This is a genomic window from Pantoea sp. X-Soil-YNGN-775, from assembly GCF_059730575.1.
This window is the reverse complement of sequence record NZ_AP035945.1, coordinates 355,794-373,760: the sequence shown is the minus strand read 5'-3', so window position 1 is coordinate 373,760 and position 17,967 is coordinate 355,794. Positions and strand designations below refer to the sequence as shown.

Below are 17,967 nucleotides of genomic sequence, written 5' to 3'. Positions count from 1 at the left end.
GTTATTCCGGCAGCGCTACCACGCTGTCGGGGTGCCAGCCTGGCGGTAACGGCTCCGGCCGCACGATGGCCAGGTTGTGCAGCTGCAGATTCTCAACGCCGCGCGCAAACAGTCCCGGCAATCCGCCGGGATAGCGCTCAACTCCATATGCCTCACCGGTTTTTGGATCGAGCTTATAGGCGTTATCCAGCCCCATGCCGGTCGGTGAGTCAGGGTTACACGGCGGCCGGATGTCATACTGCCCCTGCGCCACCGACGCCACACTTTGCCGCAACTGCACCTGACTGATTAACACGTCGCGGATCGCGCCCGGCTGCGCCGCATGCAGGTTAATCGCCCCTTCCGCTACGCCCGTCACGTTAGTGAACTGCACCTGCTCTACGCGGCCCGGCGCAATCGCCGGATCGCGACTGCGCACCGAGATAAACAGCGGATCGGCTTTGCCCCAGTGGCACGGCGGCGCATGGTGGCAGGCAAAGGTCAGATTGCTGAACAGCAGCCGCCGCATCGCCCCGCCGTCGCGTGACAGAATGCCGATGGCGCGGTTGGAATCGAAAATGGTGCAGCCGGTGACCGTCACATCTTCCACATCATCCCAGCTTTCGGTGCCGATTTTAAAGGCGCAGCTGTAACTGCGTAGCAGACAGTTGGTGATCATAATCTGGCGGGCCGGACGTCGCAGCGCCGCAGGCTTGTGGGTGGTTTTAATGCAGATAGCATCATCGGCGGCGCTGAGGTAGCTGTTGCTGACAAACACGGCTTCGCAGCTGTCGATGTCCAGCGCATCGGTGTTCGGCATGGTCATGGCGTTATCAATGGTGAGATGGTCGATATGCACATGACGGCAGCTCACCAGATGTACGGTCCACATCGGGGCCTGCACGATGGTAAAATCTTGCAGCCTCACCTGCTCGCAATCTTCAAAAACGATGATGCGCGGTCGGTCGGCGCGCGGCAGACGATAGCCCTGCTCATCACGTTCGGTGGCAAACCAGGCTTCGCCCTCGCCATCAATGCGGCCGGTGCCGCTCAGGGTGATATTGCGCTGACCAAGGGCGTAGAGCAGCACGTTGTGTGACTTCTCGGCGCTGCTCAGCGCCTGGACCGGCTGGTAATCGGCCAGCCGCTGGCTGGCGATCAACACCGCCCCCGCCTCCAGGTGCAGTTCAAAATCAGAGGGCAGATTCAGGCAGCCGCTGCGGTAGCGCCCGGCAGGCAGCGTCAGGCGGCCTCCGCCGGCGGCGGCAATCTGATCCATCGCGCGTTGCAATAGCGCGGTATCCAGCGTTTCGCCGTCGGCGGCAGGATGAAAATCGGCAAGGGAAAGGTGCATCATGCGTCTCCCGCAAGAGTGAGGAGGAACAATTGCAGCACGTTCCGGTGCCGCAAACCTTTGTCTGGTCGCCACTGCCCCGTTCCGTGCCGGCGATCACAGATTACTTCACGGCGCCTTCGGTCACGCCGCTGATAAACTTGCGCTGGAAAATCAGGAACACCGCCACCAGCGGCAGGATGACAATCATCGCGCCCGCCATCAGCACCGGAATGTCGATAGTGTTTTTATTCTGAAAGAACATCATGCCGATCGGTAAGGTACGCAGCTCATCTTTATTGACCAGAATCAGCGGGATTAAAAACTCATTCCAGGTCCAGATAAACAGCAGCAGCCCGAGCGTCGAGAGCGTCGGCCAGATGGCCGGCACCAGGATGCCCCACAAAATTTTGACCCGCGAGGCACCATCCATCACCGCCGCTTCCACCAGCTCTTTGGGCACCTGCTGAAAGGCACTGGCGATCATCAGGGTTGTAAACGGCAGCGACAGGGCAATCTGCGGCAAAATCAGCGCCAGATAGGTATTGGTCAGCCCCATCCAGCGCAGCTCGTGGTAGAGCGGGATGATAAACGCCTCGCTCGGCAACACCATGCCGAGCGCCAGCATCGCCGCGATCGCTTTTTTACCGGGGATCTTCAGCCAGGCGAAGCCAAATCCGGCCAGAATCCCCAGCAGCACGCTGCACAGCACCACCGGGATGACCACCAGCACCGAGTTGAGGAAGTAGACGTTAAAATGTCCCTGCTGCCAGGCGGTGAGGTAGTTTTTAAAATTCAGCGAGGCGGGCAGCGTGAATACCCCCTGGAACAGCTCCATCTGGGTTTTGAACGAGGTCATCAGCGCCATCAGAAACGGCAGAATGGTCATCAGCGCCACCATCCAGATCAGCGTGCGTGAAATCACCGGCGTACTACGCATCAGTATCGCTCCTTTAAGGCCAGGTGAATCAGGTAGTTAATCCCTAACACAATCAGCATGCTGAACACCGCCACTGACGACGCATAGCCAAAGTAGTGCAGGTCAAAACCCTGCTTATACATAAAGATATTGGTCACCATGGTGGAGGTGCCCGGCCCGCCCTGGGTCATCACATAGACCAGGTCAAAGGCTTTCAGGCTGGCAATCACCGTCAGCAGCAGCGCAATCCGCACCTCAGGCCGCAGGGCCGGCAGGGTAATCCGCATAAACTTCTGACGACGCGACGATCCATCCAGGTCGGCCGCTTCCAGCAGCGAGGGATCCATTCGCTGCAGGCCCGCCATAAACAGCACCAGACAGAAACCGAAGAAGTACCAGGTGGCGACCAGGCCGACAGCCGGCAGCGCCCAGGTAAAATCGCCCAGCCATGACATCGCCAGCTGCGGTAAGCCAATGGCGCGCAACAGCTGATCGATCGGGCCAAACGCCGGGTTATATAACCAGCGCCACACCACGCCCAGCACCGCCATCGGCATGATATAAGGCAGAAAGAAGAGGATGCGCAGCACGCTGCGTTCGCTGTTGTTGCGCGTGTCATACAAAAAACTGCACAGCAGCAGACCGATGCTAATCGGCAACAGGGTGTAGAACAGCATCAGGATGGCGTTATTGCCCAGCGCTATCCAGAACACCGGATCGCTGAACATCCGCAGATAGTTGCTGACGCCGCTGAATACCGGCAGCGAGGTGCCGTCCCATTCGGTAAAGCTGATACCGAGCGAGGCCAGCAGCGGCAACAGCAGAAATACCGCATAGACCAGCACCGCCGGCAGAACATAAAGGAAATTACGCCAACCGCTTAAATTCAACATAACCGTACTCGTGGCTCAGAACGACGCTCAGGCCCGGCGATGCGCCGGGCCACCGGCTTAATGTTTCAGGGTTTTCAGGTAACGCTGATAGTTGTTGTCGAAATTGGTGACCATCTGATCGGCAGTCTGACGGCCGGCCAGCAGCAACTGGACGTTCTGATTCAGTTCGGCATTCATGGTCGGCGTTGCCCAGTCTACGTAGTGGCCTAAACCGTCATAGTCATTAAGCGTCAGCCACACCTGATACGCTTCGGCCAGCAGCGGATTGTCCGCCGGCATTTTCGCCGCTTTGTTGGTGCTGGCCGGCAGGAAGCCGACCTTCAGCCAGCGGTCAGCCATCGCATCTGACACCATATAATTGATGAATTTCGCCGCCGCATCCTGCTGCTCTTTGCTCTTCGCGGTGCTGGTCACCGAGAAGGCCAGATCGGTGCCACCGACCATCAGCGGTTGTTTCACCCCCTCGCCGGCCGGCATCGCGGCAAAGTGGATATCTTTGTTATCTTTAAACTGGCCGAGATACCAGGTGCCGCTCACCAGGAACGCCGCCTGATTGTTCTGAAACAGCGTTGCGGCATCATCGTGACCGATGCCCTGGAAGCCAGGGAAGAAGTAACCTTTATCGGTCCAGCTCTTCATCATACTGGCGGCCTTGACCAGTTTGTCATCTTTGAAACTGCCGCCAACGTCGTAGATCAGATTATCCAGCGTCTTGCGGTCATGGCTTTCAATCTGCGCCTGCCACAGCGTGCTGAGCAATTGCTGGCCCATGTTGCCATCCAGCAGGCCGAGCATCATCGGCGCGGTGCCCTGCTGCTTTAGCTTCGCCATCGCGCTTTCCAGCTCGGCCAGCGTTTTGGGAACCGCAATGCCGGCTTTATCCAGCAGAGCCTTGTTGTAGTAAAGCCCGACCATCTCTCCGAGGCTGGCAACGCCGTACAGTTTGCCGCTGCCGAACTCGCCGCTGTCTGACCAGCGGTTACGCTTGAGGATCGAGTCGGGGAAGCGCGTGGTCCAGCCATCGGCGCTGGCGTAGCTATCCAGCGGTAGCAACAGCTTATCTTTTACCAGCGATCCCATATCACCGCCGCCCTGGTTTACCTGGGCAATCTGCGGACCGTCGCCGGCGGTCAGCGCCAGCTTGAGCGGAATACGTGTATCTTCAAACGAGTGAACCGAACGGTTAATCACGATGCCCGGATTCTGCTGCGTGAACGCTTTGATACCTTCATCCACCGCCGCGGTCTGCTGCGGATAGTTATAGATATCCCACTCATTCAGGCTAACGGCAGCCTGCGCGGCGTGGGCAACGCTGCCTGCCAGCAAGCCCGCCGCCAAAAGCCGACCCAGACTGCGAACCCGGAACGAACCAACTGAGGAAACAGACATTATGCTCACCTTCTTCAGACCAGCATCGGCATCCCTTCATCTCACCGCCTGCCATCCCGCAGACTGAAGCCGCATAAAAATGCACTCACTCATACTTACTTTAATAAAAAAATAAAGTCAAACAGGCCGCCGGTGAAATTGCAACGCTGTGAGCACGCGCAAATAAACAGCGACCTGCGGGTAAAAACAGCAGACTTCGCTGGACAGTCGGCTGGCCACCGCGGCGGAACAGCCTGAACCGGCGCTTCCTCAGCACGATCTGCCAGACCGATTGTCGCAAAATAACCCCCTGATAAAACATATGAAAATCCTATTACGCTCACAGTTTGTCGTTTTTTCTGGCGGTAAGGAGCGAGGCAAGCGGCGTGCGCCGCGCGTGTTGGCGATCACAGTTGTGAAACGAGAAACCGGTAAAGATTGCTGAACCGCCGGGGTTAGTGCAATAAGGTAATTATTCTATCTTGAAAACTAAGTCCACTTTCATTAACGTAACTTTTCATCGGCGGACCGCGTCAGTGACGGTCCCCTCCATCCACTCACGAGAATTCACCATGGCGAATCAAGGTGTCATTCGTCCGGCGACCCCGGCGGACTATCCGGCGCTCTACCGCATCTGCCTGGAAACGGCGGATGCCGGCGGGGATGCCCGGGCGCTCTACTCTGATCCTGACTATCCCGGCCAGCGGTTTGCCGTGCCCTATGCGCGTTTCGCCCCGGATTTTGCTTTTGTGCTGGAGATAGACGGTGAAGTGCTGGGCTATGTGGTGGCCGCGCCGGATACCCGTGCCTTTGAAGCGCAGTTAGCTGCGCAATGGTGGCCACAGTTACAGCAGAAATATCAGCAACGCAGCGCCGACGCGCCGCTCGACGACAAGATACTCGACGCCATTCGCCACCCTGACGCTGCGGCTGAGGCGCTGGTGAGCCGCTGGCCGGCTCATCTGCATATCAATCTGCTGCCGGCGGCGCAAAAAGGTGGCTGGGGCCGCAAAATGATTGAGCACCAACTGGCGGCGCTGCGGGCAGCGGGCGTCAGCGGCGTTCACCTTGGCGTCAGCCTGCAAAACGAGCAGGTCTGCGCCTTTTATCAGCGCATGGGTTTCACCCCGATCCTGCGCAGCAACGCCATTTACATGGGCCAGTTACTCTGAGTGAGGTAGTCCGATGACCAGCCTGCGCTTGCAGAATGTGAAGAAGTCTTACGAGCACGTTAACGTGATTCATGGCATCGATCTGACGATTAACAGCGGGGAATTCGTGGTCTTTGTCGGGCCATCCGGCTGCGGCAAATCGACGCTGCTGCGGATGATCGCCGGGCTGGAGGAGATCAGCAGCGGAGAGTTGCTGATTGAGGAGCAGGACATGACCCGGCAGCCCGCCACCGAGCGCGGCATTGCCATGGTGTTTCAGTCCTATGCGCTCTATCCCAACATGACGGTGCGCGGTAACCTCGCCTATCCGCTGGAGGTGATGAAGAAGTCGAAGGCGGAGATCGCCCAGGCGATCGAGCAAACGGCCGCCCGTCTGCATCTGACCGAACTGCTTGACCGGCTGCCGCGCGCGCTGTCGGGCGGGCAGCGTCAGCGCGTGGCGATTGGCCGGGCGATTATCCGTCATCCGCGCATCTTCCTGTTCGATGAACCGCTCTCTAACCTTGATGCCGAACTGCGCCTGCAGATGCGGATTGAGATCGCCCGGCTGCACGCCTCGCTGGGTAACACCATGATCTATGTGACCCACGATCAGCTGGAAGCGATGACGCTGGCGGACCGGATTGTGGTGCTGCGCCAGGGCCGGATTGAGCAGGTTGGCGCGCCGCTGACGCTGTATCACGATCCAGACAACCTGTTCGTTGCCGGTTTTATCGGCTCGCCGAAGATGAATTTCCTGCAGGCGGAGATCGCCGCGGTCGGTGAAGGTGAAGTGCAGCTGCGGCTGCCGGAGCTGAAGATTGATGGCCTGGTGCTGAAAATTGCCGCCCCGTGCCACGAGGGACAAACCGTGACGCTCGGCATCCGTCCGGAACACTTCCAGCCCGCCAGCCAGACGCCGGAAGCGCTGCGTTTTCAGGGTGAGCTGTCGTTTGGCGAAATGCTCGGCCACACCAACTATCTCTATCTCGATATTGGCCGGGAGCAGATGCTGGTGGTGGAAGAGCGTGAGGCGCATCAGCGTGAACTGGGGACGCAGGTCGAACTGGGGATTTCCGCCGCGCACTGCCTGCTGTTCGATCAGCAGGGATTACGCCTGCGTTAGGGCGTGCAGGGTAAGGTTAGCGGGCGCTTCGGCGCCCGTTTTGCTGGCAGGAGCACTCAGGTGACTGGCTCTTCATCCGCCTGGGCGGCCAGCAGATCCAGCAGACGGTTAACCGCAAAGCCCGCCGCACCGAGTGCCCACATCCGGTTGGATTCGGTCAGAAACTGCAGCGGCGTCATGTGCGGCGTCAGTTTCAGCCGGTAAGCCTGAAAGCTCTGGGTGATGTGATCGAGCAAAATGCGTGACGCCATATGCGGCTCCATCGCCAGATAGACCACGTCCGGATCGTAGGCCACCGACAGGTTGGCCAGCGAGATACCCAGTTCACGGCCCGCCTCTTCCAGCGCCGCCAGCACCTCAGGCGTCGGACGCTGATCCAGCGCCTGTAAGGTCAGCGTGATCGGTTCGTCTGCCGCCACCCGTTGCAAAATAGCGCGCGAAGAAGCGACATCTTCCAGCAGGCGCAGCGAGCCATCACCGACCAGCCCGTTGCCAATCTCACCCGCTTTACCGTGGCGACCGCGATAGAGCTGACGATTGAGGATAATCCCGGCGCCGATCCCTTTACCGTAGGTGGCAATCACCGCCGACTGCGCGGTGCCAAGCTGGCCAAACACCAGCGCCGCCATCGCCATCGCGTTGGCATCATTTTCGATAAACACCGGCAGCGAAAAGCGTTCCTCCAGCTGGCGGGCAATCGGAACGTTATCCCAGTCGAGCACCTTTGAGCGGATGCAGTAGCCATTTTCGGCATCCACCAGCCCCGATAAGGCCAGCCCGATGGCTCCGACCCGCTTCTCTTCCACGCCGCGCAGGAATTTCGCCAGCGCATCGCCAAGCTGACGTGGCGTCAGGGTGCCCGGCGGCATCTGCTGTTCACCGAGCAGGTTGCCACTGAGATCGGTCATGACGATCAGGTTGCGTTCTGCATTGAGCTGGATGCCGATCACGCTGGCGCGATCGGGATTGAGTCCGAGCAGGGTTTTTGGCCGCCCCATCGACACGCGACGCAGTCCCAGCTCCTGCACAATCTCTTGTGCCAGCAGCCGATTGGTCGCTTGCGAAACCGTCGACATGCTCAGTCCGCTGCGTACTTTCAAATCGGACTGGCTAATCGGCGCGTTTTCAACAATCAACCGCAGAATGCGCGCGGTCACGTTGGGAGCGGTCATAAATTCCTCGGGTTGACGCACTGACGCTGGGCAACAGGCTTCAGGTCAGTGACGGGATAAAGGGATCGAGCGGGGCTCCGGCACACCGCCAGCCTGCGTCCGGGCGAGCGTCAGTGCCCCGCTCAGCGCGTCACCCAGCGGCGTGACCAGCCGGGTCTGAATATCGGCTGCCAGCCAGCGGTAAATCGGCACGGCCAGTCCGCCCATCAGCGCCACGCGTCCACTGCTCAGCGCGGTCAGACGACGCACCATCATGCCAATATCAGCCGCGGTCTGTTGCAGCAGCGTCTGCGCATGGCCGTCACCGGCGTCGGCCGCAGCAAACACCTGCGGCACCACGCGCGCCCAGTCAGCAGGCGCGGCGGTGCGGGTCCACAACAGCATGGTTTCCGGGCTGTGATCAAACTGCGCCATGAGCTGATGGGTCAGCGGGCTGTGTTCGACCATCGCTTCATGGGCCAGCAGCGCCAGACGCAGCGCCCGGCGGCCCAGCTCAGCGCCCGATCCCTGATCGGAAAGCGCAAAGCCCCAGCCGCCCAGCAGGGTAAAGCGTTCGCCATCCCAGGCCGCGCCCTGACTGCCGGTGCCGATGATAAATACCGCACCAGGCTGGCCCGCGTGCGCACCTGCGCAGGCGATTTCCACATCGCTGACCACCTGCAACGCGGCACAGTCCGGTTGCCAGTCAGACAGGCGCGCCTGCACCGACGCGACGTTGGCACCGGCTAATCCGGCCACCAGCGAGGTCTGCGCCAGCGCCTGCGGCGCTAAGCCGGCCTGTAAAAATACCTGATCGATCAGCTGTGTGACGCAGCTCAGCGCCGCCTCATACTGCGACCAGACGTTGGCGGGTCCGCCAGTGGCTTCCGCCAGCACCGTACCGTGAAGGTCGGTTAACCGCGCACGACACTGGGTGCCGCCGCCATCAATGCCAAGGAGATAGTGTGAGTGCACGCGCTTCCTCCCGCCTCCACTGATTCAGAGTTGTCGCCATAATCAGCGAACGATAGGGTAAAAAAACTTAAATCGCAATAACAAATAAATATGGCAGTTAAAGATATCCTGTTTTGCTTTGTTTTACATAAAGATAACAAAAAACGCCTTCGCAAAACATGCAGGCTGATATTGACATTAGTTTTTCCATCGTAATAAGTTGGTGGTCAGATTATCAACAGCCACGCCTGGCTTTGGGCGGGTTCTGCGTTATCCGATTTCAGGATCAGGGGTTTAACATGAAAGTAGGCATTATCGGTCTCGGCTTTCGTCTGTCCCACGTTATCAAAGAGTTCAACAACGCCGACGACGCCTTCTCCGTGGTAGGTTATTACGATCCGGCCCCCGCCGGACTGCCCAATCTGCACAGTTTTGCTATCGATCCCGGCCAGTCGTTCGATTCGATTGAAGCCCTGCTGCAGCACGGCGGGATGGATGTGGTACTGGTCGGTTCACCCAACTTTTTGCACCTTGAGCATGTCGGCCAGGCGCTGGCTGCGGGCTACACCGTGTTTACTGAAAAACCGGTGGTGATCAACGAACAGCAGACCATGGAGATGGCGAAGCTGGTGCGTCAGTATGGCGAGGCGCGCATTCTGGTCGGTCTGGTACTGCGCTATTCACCGCTCTATCACGATCTGCTGGCGGCGCGTGACGCCGGCCGGCTGGGCGAGATCACCTCAATTGAAGCCACAGAACATATCAAGCCTTATCACGGCGCCTTCTTCCAGCGCGACTGGCGACGGCTGGAAAAATATGCCGGCCCTTATATTCTGGAAAAGTGCTGCCACGACATCGACCTCTATCAGGGCTTAATGCAGCAGCGCCCGGTGCGGGTCGCCAGCTTTGGCGGCCGCAAATCCTTCACGCCAGCCCATGCGCCACAGGGCGCGGTGACCGCCGACTCAGAGGTCTATCACATTAAGCCCAGCGGCTGGTCCAGTACCGACGCGGTATTCGACAGCGATGCCGACATTGTCGATTACCAGACCGCGCTGATTGAGTATGCCGGTGGTGCCACCCTCGCCTTCCACGCCAACCTTAACGTGCCGGATGAGTTCCGTCGCTTCTGCGTGATCGGCACTGACGGCATGGCTGAGGGCGATTTCGTCCGTAACTACTTCCGCGTTCACAATGCGCGCAGCGGCGAGAAAGAGGTCGATACCGCCTACAGCGGCAATGCATACGATGGCCACTACGGCGCTGATGCGTTAATGGCGGAAGAGATCGTGAAACACATTAAACAGGGAACGCCGCTGAAGGTCTCAGTGGTGGACGCGCTGGAAGCGGGCCTCACCGCCATAAAAATCGATGAGGCCCGCAAAACCCGCAGCGTAGTGGATATGCGTGAAAGCTGGCTAACATTTGACGCCAACCTGGGAAAAACCGGAGCCTGATGGCCCCACCTGCGGGTCAGCTTCCCCCTCTGACCCCGTGATTTGAATGGCAGTATGACTGGTCGCTTCCTGAACTGGCCTTCGGGCCAGTTACCACTTCGCTTACGGAGATCATTTTACCTCCAGATTTTCCTGCCTTATTTAAAGACTCTCAAGGGGCGCAGATAGGTTCTGGACACAAACAAACTCAAAGCGAGGGGAACATACGCCTGCAACAAAGCATCGCGGCCCAGGGATGGCGTTTCTTGCGTCTTTGCGAACGGCGTATGTTCCCTGAGCCTGCGCCGTGGTCCACCACCGCACAAACCCCCCTCACCTAATCCCAACGCCAGTGATTAGACCGGATCGACCTCATTCTCCAGCTTCTGACGCCGGCGTAAATGCGGGAACAATTTCATCCACAGCGCCACCACCACCAGCGTACCGATACCACCAATCGCCACCGCCGGTACTGCACCCAGCCAAGCCGCCAGCATTCCCGACTCAAATTCGCCCAGCTGATTAGAAGTGTTGATGAAAATGGCGTTAACCGCATTGACCCGCCCGCGCATCGCATCCGGCGTATCGAGCTGCACCAGCGCTCCGCGGATCACCATGCTGACCATATCAAACCCGCCCAGCGCGGCCAGCGCCAGCAACGACAGCCACAGCTGGCTGGAGAGCGCGAACACCAGCGTAGCGACACCAAACCCGGCCACCGACCCGAACATAATCATCCCGACATGCTTATCCAGCTTGTGACGACTCAGCCAGATACCCACCAGCAGCGCACCCACCGACGGCGCACCGCGCAGCATGCCTAATCCCCACGGGCCGGTATGCAGAATGTCTTTAGCAAAGATCGGCAGCAGCGCGGTGGCCCCGCCCAGCAGCACCGCAAACAGGTCAAGCGAGATCACCCCCAGCACATCTTTGCGCTCACGGATGAAGTGAATACCGGCAAACAGGTTCTTCATGTTCATCGGCAGCCGCGGCTGGCTGGGATGCTGATAGCGCAGCAGGCTGACCAGCGTCAGCGAGATAAAGTAGAACAGCCCGGAGACGCCATACACCACTTCCGGGCCTGCCACGTAGAGCAGGCCGCCAAGGGTCGGTCCGACAATCACCGCCGCCTGTCCGCCGACTGAATTCATCGCCATAGCGCGCGCCAGAATGCCGGGCGGCACCAGTGACGGCAGCATTGAGGACATGGCGGGCCACTCCAGCGCTTTGGCGACGGCAATCATAAACACCAGCCCCCACAAGGCGGTTTTATCGACTGAATGAAACAGCGTCAGCACCACCAGCGCCAGCAGGGCGGCAAACTCCACCAGCTGGCCGAACAGCACGATACGACGCCGATCGTACTGATCGGCCAGGTGTCCGGCAGGTAATGCCAGCAGCACCGAGGGCATAAACTGCATCAATCCGATCATGCCTAACGCCAGCGCACTGTTGGTCAGGGCGTAAATCTGCCAGCTGATCGCCACTGAAAACATCTGAAATCCAAATGACGAGCAGGTGCGGGCCAGCCAGAACGCGACAAACGTCCGGTGTCGCCACAGCGACTCTTCTGCAGCAGGTGCCATAAATCCCATGTTCTGTTCCATTTAAAGTGATGATTCCCGCGTCGTTGCGCGGTGTTGAGGGTGCCGACAACCTGGCCTGATTGCGCGATGGGCTTCAGGGTGCGGTGACTGACCGTGCCGGCCTTCACTGCCGGTGCGGCCAACGGGTTGAGCCTGGCGACAATCCGTTGATACGGGCATGATTATTATCCGCCTATTGGTCCTGACTGATGAATATATTCCAGGAAATCATCAGATGCCAAAGGAATAATTTTCTCTTTCATAGCGGCTTTATTTACTTTTCCAGCGTATAAAGAGGTGATTTAGAATATGCAGTTGATCTATATTTATTCACGCATTCAGAAAAGTGCGAATTTTTATATCCCTGATTATCAACAACACCTTTTATATTGCATTTCATAGAGATAATGAAAAATAGCTTATATAACCCCTATGTTACGGAACCTATCCATCATGTTGAGCGACACGTCGCTGGCATTTGCTATAGCGTTCCTTATCTTCAACCCAACCAGGACAGCAGCAATATACTTAATAGCCACAACATTATTTCATTACACAATCACATTGCCACTGAAGCAGCATTAATGGTTATTCCGGTCGGGGATATTCGATTACAGGGAATGATTGCGGTGCCGGATGCCTATTTGCATTTACAGGATGCGCGGGTGCGGGTCGGAATTAATTATCGTAGTTTAGTGACGCACGGCGCGGCATTGCTTGAATTGGCAAAGAAATTTAGTTTCTGGCTGTATGACTTTGCTCCACCCGGTGCCGACTGGCGATTAATGGAATCGTTCCCATTTTCCGGTATTGTTTTAAGCGAATCGTTCTTTAACAACAATTATCAAAAATTCACCTTTCCTTATTTTATGGCTGCGTTTCGGGAAAAAGGCGCGGAAGTGATCGTGCGCAGTGAGTCGCCTTGTTTAACTGCGGAGCAATTTGCTGAGATAAATATCAGCGGCTGGCAACAACAACGCTCGGATGGCGAACTTATTAGCTGCTGATGCACAAATCCTGCCTTCCGGCGTTAAGGGCACATGGCGGTGCGCTTAACGTCTCATAAACCCTCATAAAATGTCGTATTACTTCATATGTGAAGCGCTTTGAGCTAAAAAAATCAAAACTTGATCTATTTTTGCTATAACATTTAACACAAAGGGATCGTCTGACTTAGTGGAAGAGTGATTTAAGAACACCCTTCATCATTTGTACTTGATAACTGAGAACAACCTATCTGGTTGTTTTCGTGTGTTTTATGGCAACGAAACGAGGTCGATATTATGGGGAAAAACTCCTCATCTTTTGGCGTAATTCGTTTCCTGACGGTGCTGTTCGCAGTGCTGACGGGCGCGTTTATGCTGATTGGCGGTATTTGGTTAGCCGCCATTGGTGGTTCCTGGTATTACATCGTCGGCGGTGCAGCGATGCTGATCACCGCTTTCCTGCTGTGGCGTCGTAACAGCGCCGCGCTGGTGGTTTACGCCCTGCTGCTGCTGGCTACGCTGGCATGGGGTGTCTGGGAAGTCGGTACTGACTTCTGGGCACTGGCACCGCGTACCGATGTACTGGTGATCTTCGGCGTCTGGCTGGTGCTGCCGTTTGTCTGGCGCAGCCTGCACAACGTTGGCAAAGGCCCACTGGGTGCAATGGCCGTGGCGCTGGTTGCCAGTGCTATCGTGCTGGCTTATGCGGTGTTTAACGATCCGCAGGTCATCAACGGTACGCTGCCAGAAACCGCTGACAACGCGCCGCAGGCACAGCCGCTGAGCAACATTCCGGACGGTGACTGGCCGGCTTATGCTCGCGATCAGCAAGGGACCCGTTTCTCTCCGCTTAAACAGATTAATCACCAGAACGTCAAAGAGCTGCAGGTCGCCTGGCAGTTCCAGACCGGCGACTTAAAAACCGCTAACGATCCGGGTGAAATCACCGATGAAGTGACGCCGATTAAGATCCGCGACACGCTCTACCTCTGTTCGCCACACCAGATCCTGTTTGCACTGGACGCGGCCACCGGCAAGCAGAAGTGGAAATTTGATCCGGGCATGAAGGTCAACCCGACGTTCCAGCACGTGACCTGTCGCGGTGTCTCTTATCATGAAGTTCCGGCCGCTGCCGATGCAGCCAACAGCCAGCCTGCGCTGTGCTCACGCCGCATCTACCTGCCGGTCAACGATGGTCGTCTGTTTGCGCTTGATGCGGAAACTGGCGAACGTTGCCCGTCCTTCGGCGTTAACGGCGAGCTGGATCTGCAACACAAACAGCCTGTAACTACCCCAGGTCAGTATGAGCCGACGTCACCGCCGGTGATTACCAACACCACCATCGTGATGGCGGGCGCAGTCACCGATAACTACTCAACCCGCGAGCCGTCAGGCGTGATCCGTGGCTTTGATGTGAATACCGGTAAACTGCTGTGGGTGTTCGATCCGGGCGCGAAAGATCCGAACGCAATTCCGGCCGATGAGCACACCTTCACCATGAATTCCCCGAACTCATGGGCACCGGCGGTCTACGATCCGAAACTGGATACGGTCTATCTGCCGATGGGCGTCTCTACACCGGATATCTGGGGCGGTAACCGCACGCCAGAACAGGAACGTTATGCCAGCAGCGTGCTGGCGCTGAACGCCACCACCGGCAAGCTGGTATGGGCTTATCAGACCGTTCACCACGACCTGTGGGATATGGACCTGCCGTCGCAGCCGACGCTGGCTGATATCACCGATAAAGATGGCAACACCGTACCGGTGATTTATGCGCCAGCGAAAACCGGTAACATCTTTGTGCTGGATCGTCGCACCGGTAAACCGGTCGTTCCGGCCCCGGAAACGCCGGTGCCTCAGGGTGCGGCGAAAGGCGACCACGTCTCTGCCACTCAGCCCTACTCTGAGCTGACCTTCCGTCCGAAACAGAATCTGACGGACAAGGACATGTGGGGCGCGACGATGTATGACCAGCTGGTGTGCCGCGTGATCTTCAAGCGCCTGCGCTATGAAGGTCCGTTCACCCCGCCGTCTGAGCAAGGAACGCTGGTGTTCCCGGGTAACCTCGGAATGTTCGAATGGGGCGGGATTGCCGTCGATCCACATCGTCAGATCGCGATTGCTAACCCGATGGCGCTGCCGTTTGTCTCGAAGCTGGTACCGCGTGGTCCAGGCAACCCGATCGAACCGCCGAAAGGCGCTGAGGGTGGTTCCGGTACTGAAACCGGCGTTCAGCCGCAGTACGGCGTACCGTACGGCGTTGAACTGAATCCGTTCCTGTCACCGTTTGGTCTGCCGTGTAAACAGCCAGCGTGGGGTTACATCTCTGCGGTGGATCTGAAGACCAACGACGTGGTGTGGAAACAGCGTATTGGTACGGTACGTGACAGTGCGCCAGTGCCACTGCCGTTCAAAATGGGTATGCCGATGCTGGGTGGTCCTGTCACCACCGCCGGTAAAGTGTTCTTTATCGGCGCGACCGCTGACAACTACCTGCGTGCTTTCAGCACCGATACTGGTGAGCTGTTATGGCAGGCCCGTCTGCCAGCCGGTGGCCAGGCCACGCCAATGACCTATGAAGTGAATGGCAAGCAGTACGTTGTCATCGCAGCCGGCGGTCACGGTTCGTTTGGCACCAAACTGGGCGATTATGTGATTGCCTACGCCCTGCCAGACCAGAAATAACCCCCCTCCTCAGGGGCTGACTTCAGGCGGACTTCGGTCCGCCTTTTTTGATCGCGCTACTTTTTCATCGCGCGCCAGTTGAGCCATCCGCACAGCAGCATTACCGCGCTGGTGGCCAGAAAAACCGGCCGCATGCCAAACGTTCCCCCGACCAGGCCGCCAAACAGCGGGCCCGTTACCTGGCCGATATACTGGGCCGACGTCGAATAGCCCAGCATCCGACCGACCTGTGATCCCGGCACGCTATGCCGGATAATGGCGGTGATGCACGGCAGCAGCCCGCCCAGCGCCATTCCCATCAGAAAACGCAGCAGCACCAGTTGCCAGGCGGCGGTAATAAACGCCTGCGGAATCAGCAGCAGCGCACTCAGCAATAAACCCGCCGTCAGCACCCGCCAGTGACCAATGCGGTCCGCCAGCCGTCCGAGGCGCGGCGCGGCAATCACCGTTCCCAGCGCGGCCGCCGACATCGCCAGCCCGGCGATCAGCGTAATCTGGTGATTACCCTGCACAAACTCGCCGACGTAGAGGGTGATAATCGGTTCAATCGACATACTGGCGAAGATCAGCAGCATGCCTGAGAGCCACATCAGCCGCACCAGTCGCTGGTTCACCGGCGGTGTCGCGGGTGCTGAGGCTGGATTTTTACCAGGCGAGGCGGCAGCACGCGGCTGCTCTTTCAGCAGAAAGGTGGTCGCCAGGAAGGCGAGAAAAATAACCGCGCCGGTTAACCAGAAGGTCTGGCGAATACCGATCAGCGGCGGCAGCACGCCGCCCAGCAGCGGCCCGACCACGTTGCCAGCCATAATTCCGGAGGACAACACGCCCAGCGCCCAGCCGGTCTGCCCTTTGGGGGTTTGCGCCGCCACCAGGATGGTCGAGCCGGAGGCGTAACCGCCCAGCAGGCCCGCCAGCAGACGCAGCGCCACCAGCTGCCAGGGTGCAGTCGCCATACCGATCAGCGACATGGCGATGGCCATTCCGAGACTGGCGCGGATCAGCATCAGCTTACGGCCATAGCGGTCGGCCAGCCGGCCCCACAGCGGCGCGGTCAGCGCTGCGCTGAAGAAGGTAGCGCCGTAGGCCAGCCCCGACCAGCGTGCAATGGCGGCCGGCTGCTGCACGCCAAGTTGCTGAACATAGAGCGGTAAAAACGGCAGCAGCAGCGTCATGGCCACAATGGTGCTGAAAGAGCCCAGCACACAGACCCATAAGTTGCGCTTCCAGTGCTGAAATTCTGCGTTTTCTGCTGTCTGTTGCATAAAGATATCCCGTCATTAATCAGGGATACAGGCTAACCAGGCGCGTCAGATAACAACAGTGGCGGCGCGATAGTTACTTAGTGGCGCTGATTGTTGCAGTGGTGCAACAATGCAACAATCAGCCGCTGACCAGCGCCGCGATCAGCGTATCGCATAATAAACTGACCGGCGAAGCGGGTTGCAGCGTCTCACGCAGCAGCAGATAGCTCTGAAGCCGATCCATCTGCCACTCCGGTAGCAACTGCTGAATATCACCGCGGCTCACCGCCTCCTGCGCCATATAGGAAGGCAGATAGGCGATGCCGCTGCCCGCCAGCGCCGCATTCAGCAGCGCCATGCTGTTGTTGGCGCGAAAACGGCTGCGGACATCCAGCGCCAGCCGCTGCTTGTCGCGTCGGAACGGCAGCGCGGCGGTGTGTGCCGGCCCGTGAAACAGCAGCAGATCGTGACGCGGCAGCATCTCAGGATGGTCGATAGCGGGCCGCTGCGCCAGATAACCCGGTGCCGCATACAGGCCCCACTCAATATCGCTGAGCACCCGGAAATTGCCCTGCTGCGGTGGCCGGGATCGAATGACGATCGCCACATCAACCTGATCGTCCAGCGTATCGCGATTACGATCGGTCAGATCCAGATCGACGTTGATGTGCAGGTGACGGCGCAGAAAGCGATTAAGCACCGGCACCACGCACTGACAGCCGTAGGTCACCGGGGCCTGTAGCCGCACGTTGCCGGCCGGTTGCTGATGCAGCTGCTGGACAAACGCATCTGCCCGCTGCACTTCCGCCAGCATGCGTACGCAGTAGGGATAGTAAGCCTGGCCGAGTTCGGTCAGTGACAGCCGCCGGGTGGTGCGCTGCAACAGCCGGATGCCCAGCCGCAGCTCCAGACGGGCAATTTCCCGGCTGACATGGGATTTGGACCAGCCAAGTGCCCGCGCCGCCTCACTGAAACTCTGCAGTTCCACCACCCGCGCAAACACCAGCATGGCGGTTAAATTGGCACTGTTTTCCATGCGTTACCGCTCCGATAGCCTGAGGATTCTGGCATCAAACTAGCATGTTCGGGGCAGCTTACGGCGACGGATCGGCAAAAAAGAAGGGGGAAATCAGACAGCGGCGCGGCGCGCATC

14 protein-coding genes are annotated in these 17,967 nt (G+C 58.4%); 5 read left to right on the top strand and 9 right to left on the bottom strand.

What is annotated here, in order from left to right:
- Position 1: 1 nt before the first annotated feature.
- From AC6I8I_RS01645 to AC6I8I_RS01630, 4 genes are all read right to left on the bottom strand, one after another.
- On the bottom strand, positions 2-1,333 hold the full coding sequence (locus tag AC6I8I_RS01645; protein WP_312057024.1) for a glycoside hydrolase family 28 protein: 1,332 nt from the start codon (positions 1,331-1,333) through the stop codon (positions 2-4).
- Positions 1,334-1,436: 103 nt separating this feature from the next.
- Positions 1,437-2,252, bottom strand: coding sequence for a carbohydrate ABC transporter permease (locus AC6I8I_RS01640; RefSeq protein ID WP_312057017.1), 816 nt, complete (start codon positions 2,250-2,252; stop codon positions 1,437-1,439).
- Positions 2,252-3,124, bottom strand: a complete 873-nt coding sequence (locus AC6I8I_RS01635; RefSeq protein ID WP_031377781.1) for a carbohydrate ABC transporter permease — start codon at positions 3,122-3,124, stop codon at positions 2,252-2,254. Before AC6I8I_RS01635 ends, AC6I8I_RS01640 begins: the two co-directional genes overlap by 1 nt.
- A gap of 57 nt (positions 3,125-3,181) precedes the next feature.
- Entirely contained in the window at positions 3,182-4,513 is a 1,332-nt protein-coding gene (locus AC6I8I_RS01630; RefSeq protein WP_312057018.1) for an extracellular solute-binding protein, read from the bottom strand.
- A 551-nt stretch (positions 4,514-5,064) separates the two neighbouring features.
- Between AC6I8I_RS01630 and AC6I8I_RS01625 the strand changes: the two genes are divergently transcribed.
- Both AC6I8I_RS01625 and AC6I8I_RS01620 read left to right on the top strand, forming a co-directional pair.
- Positions 5,065-5,664: a GNAT family N-acetyltransferase gene (locus AC6I8I_RS01625; protein WP_312057019.1), complete on the top strand. Its 600-nt coding sequence runs from the start codon at positions 5,065-5,067 to the stop codon at positions 5,662-5,664.
- A gap of 13 nt (positions 5,665-5,677) precedes the next feature.
- Positions 5,678-6,769 (top strand): ABC transporter ATP-binding protein, encoded by a 1,092-nt coding sequence (locus tag AC6I8I_RS01620; RefSeq protein WP_312057020.1) that lies wholly within the window; start codon positions 5,678-5,680, stop codon positions 6,767-6,769.
- Between the two features lie 56 nt (positions 6,770-6,825).
- Here the strand turns inward: AC6I8I_RS01620 and AC6I8I_RS01615 are convergent, their stop codons facing one another.
- Together AC6I8I_RS01615 and AC6I8I_RS01610 are read right to left on the bottom strand one after the other, a co-directional pair.
- The gene (locus tag AC6I8I_RS01615; RefSeq protein WP_312057021.1) at positions 6,826-7,941 is read right to left on the bottom strand and encodes an ROK family transcriptional regulator; all 1,116 of its coding nucleotides are present in this window, start codon (positions 7,939-7,941) and stop codon (positions 6,826-6,828) included.
- 45 nt (positions 7,942-7,986) lie between these two features.
- Positions 7,987-8,895 (bottom strand): glucosamine kinase nucleotide-binding domain-containing protein, encoded by a 909-nt coding sequence (locus tag AC6I8I_RS01610; RefSeq protein ID WP_312057022.1) that lies wholly within the window; start codon positions 8,893-8,895, stop codon positions 7,987-7,989.
- 278 nt (positions 8,896-9,173) lie between these two features.
- Between AC6I8I_RS01610 and AC6I8I_RS01605 the strand changes: the two genes are divergently transcribed.
- Positions 9,174-10,331 (top strand): Gfo/Idh/MocA family protein, encoded by a 1,158-nt coding sequence (locus tag AC6I8I_RS01605; RefSeq protein WP_312056373.1) that lies wholly within the window; start codon positions 9,174-9,176, stop codon positions 10,329-10,331.
- Between the two features lie 335 nt (positions 10,332-10,666).
- On the opposite strand, the gene AC6I8I_RS01600 is transcribed toward AC6I8I_RS01605, so the two are convergent.
- Entirely contained in the window at positions 10,667-11,908 is a 1,242-nt protein-coding gene (locus tag AC6I8I_RS01600; protein WP_312056372.1) for an MFS transporter, read from the bottom strand.
- 398 nt (positions 11,909-12,306) lie between these two features.
- On the opposite strand from AC6I8I_RS01600, the gene AC6I8I_RS01595 reads away from it, so the two are divergent.
- Together AC6I8I_RS01595 and AC6I8I_RS01590 are read left to right on the top strand one after the other, a co-directional pair.
- A complete protein-coding gene (locus AC6I8I_RS01595; protein ID WP_497828252.1) occupies positions 12,307-12,906 on the top strand; it encodes a hypothetical protein in 600 nt (199 codons plus the stop codon).
- 276 nt (positions 12,907-13,182) lie between these two features.
- Positions 13,183-15,573, top strand: coding sequence for a glucose/quinate/shikimate family membrane-bound PQQ-dependent dehydrogenase (locus AC6I8I_RS01590; RefSeq protein ID WP_312056368.1), 2,391 nt, complete (start codon positions 13,183-13,185; stop codon positions 15,571-15,573).
- Positions 15,574-15,629: 56 nt separating this feature from the next.
- Here AC6I8I_RS01590 and AC6I8I_RS01585 read toward each other — a convergent pair whose 3' ends face one another.
- Positions 15,630-16,835 (bottom strand): MFS transporter, encoded by a 1,206-nt coding sequence (locus AC6I8I_RS01585; RefSeq protein WP_312056366.1) that lies wholly within the window; start codon positions 16,833-16,835, stop codon positions 15,630-15,632.
- Between the two features lie 118 nt (positions 16,836-16,953).
- Complete coding sequence (locus AC6I8I_RS01580; RefSeq protein ID WP_312056365.1) at positions 16,954-17,850, bottom strand: LysR family transcriptional regulator; 897 nt, start codon at positions 17,848-17,850, stop codon at positions 16,954-16,956.
- Positions 17,851-17,967 lie beyond the last annotated feature (117 nt).

What these genes read in the sequence shown, in the direction of transcription:
- AC6I8I_RS01590 (WP_312056368.1), top strand. Translation starts at nt 13,183, where the DNA reads ATGGGGAAAAACTCCTCATCTTTTGGCGTAATTCGTTTCCTGACGGTG.
- AC6I8I_RS01635 (WP_031377781.1), bottom strand. Translation starts at nt 3,124, where the DNA reads ATGTTGAATTTAAGCGGTTGGCGTAATTTCCTTTATGTTCTGCCGGCG.
- AC6I8I_RS01630 (WP_312057018.1), bottom strand. Translation starts at nt 4,513, where the DNA reads ATGTCTGTTTCCTCAGTTGGTTCGTTCCGGGTTCGCAGTCTGGGTCGG.
- AC6I8I_RS01600 (WP_312056372.1), bottom strand. Translation starts at nt 11,908, where the DNA reads ATGGGATTTATGGCACCTGCTGCAGAAGAGTCGCTGTGGCGACACCGG.
- AC6I8I_RS01615 (WP_312057021.1), bottom strand. Translation starts at nt 7,941, where the DNA reads ATGACCGCTCCCAACGTGACCGCGCGCATTCTGCGGTTGATTGTTGAA.
- AC6I8I_RS01585 (WP_312056366.1), bottom strand. Translation starts at nt 16,835, where the DNA reads ATGCAACAGACAGCAGAAAACGCAGAATTTCAGCACTGGAAGCGCAAC.
- AC6I8I_RS01595 (WP_497828252.1), top strand. Translation starts at nt 12,307, where the DNA reads ATGAAAAATAGCTTATATAACCCCTATGTTACGGAACCTATCCATCAT.
- AC6I8I_RS01640 (WP_312057017.1), bottom strand. Translation starts at nt 2,252, where the DNA reads ATGCGTAGTACGCCGGTGATTTCACGCACGCTGATCTGGATGGTGGCG.
- AC6I8I_RS01605 (WP_312056373.1), top strand. Translation starts at nt 9,174, where the DNA reads ATGAAAGTAGGCATTATCGGTCTCGGCTTTCGTCTGTCCCACGTTATC.
- AC6I8I_RS01620 (WP_312057020.1), top strand. Translation starts at nt 5,678, where the DNA reads ATGACCAGCCTGCGCTTGCAGAATGTGAAGAAGTCTTACGAGCACGTT.
- AC6I8I_RS01580 (WP_312056365.1), bottom strand. Translation starts at nt 17,850, where the DNA reads ATGGAAAACAGTGCCAATTTAACCGCCATGCTGGTGTTTGCGCGGGTG.
- AC6I8I_RS01625 (WP_312057019.1), top strand. Translation starts at nt 5,065, where the DNA reads ATGGCGAATCAAGGTGTCATTCGTCCGGCGACCCCGGCGGACTATCCG.
- AC6I8I_RS01645 (WP_312057024.1), bottom strand. Translation starts at nt 1,333, where the DNA reads ATGCACCTTTCCCTTGCCGATTTTCATCCTGCCGCCGACGGCGAAACG.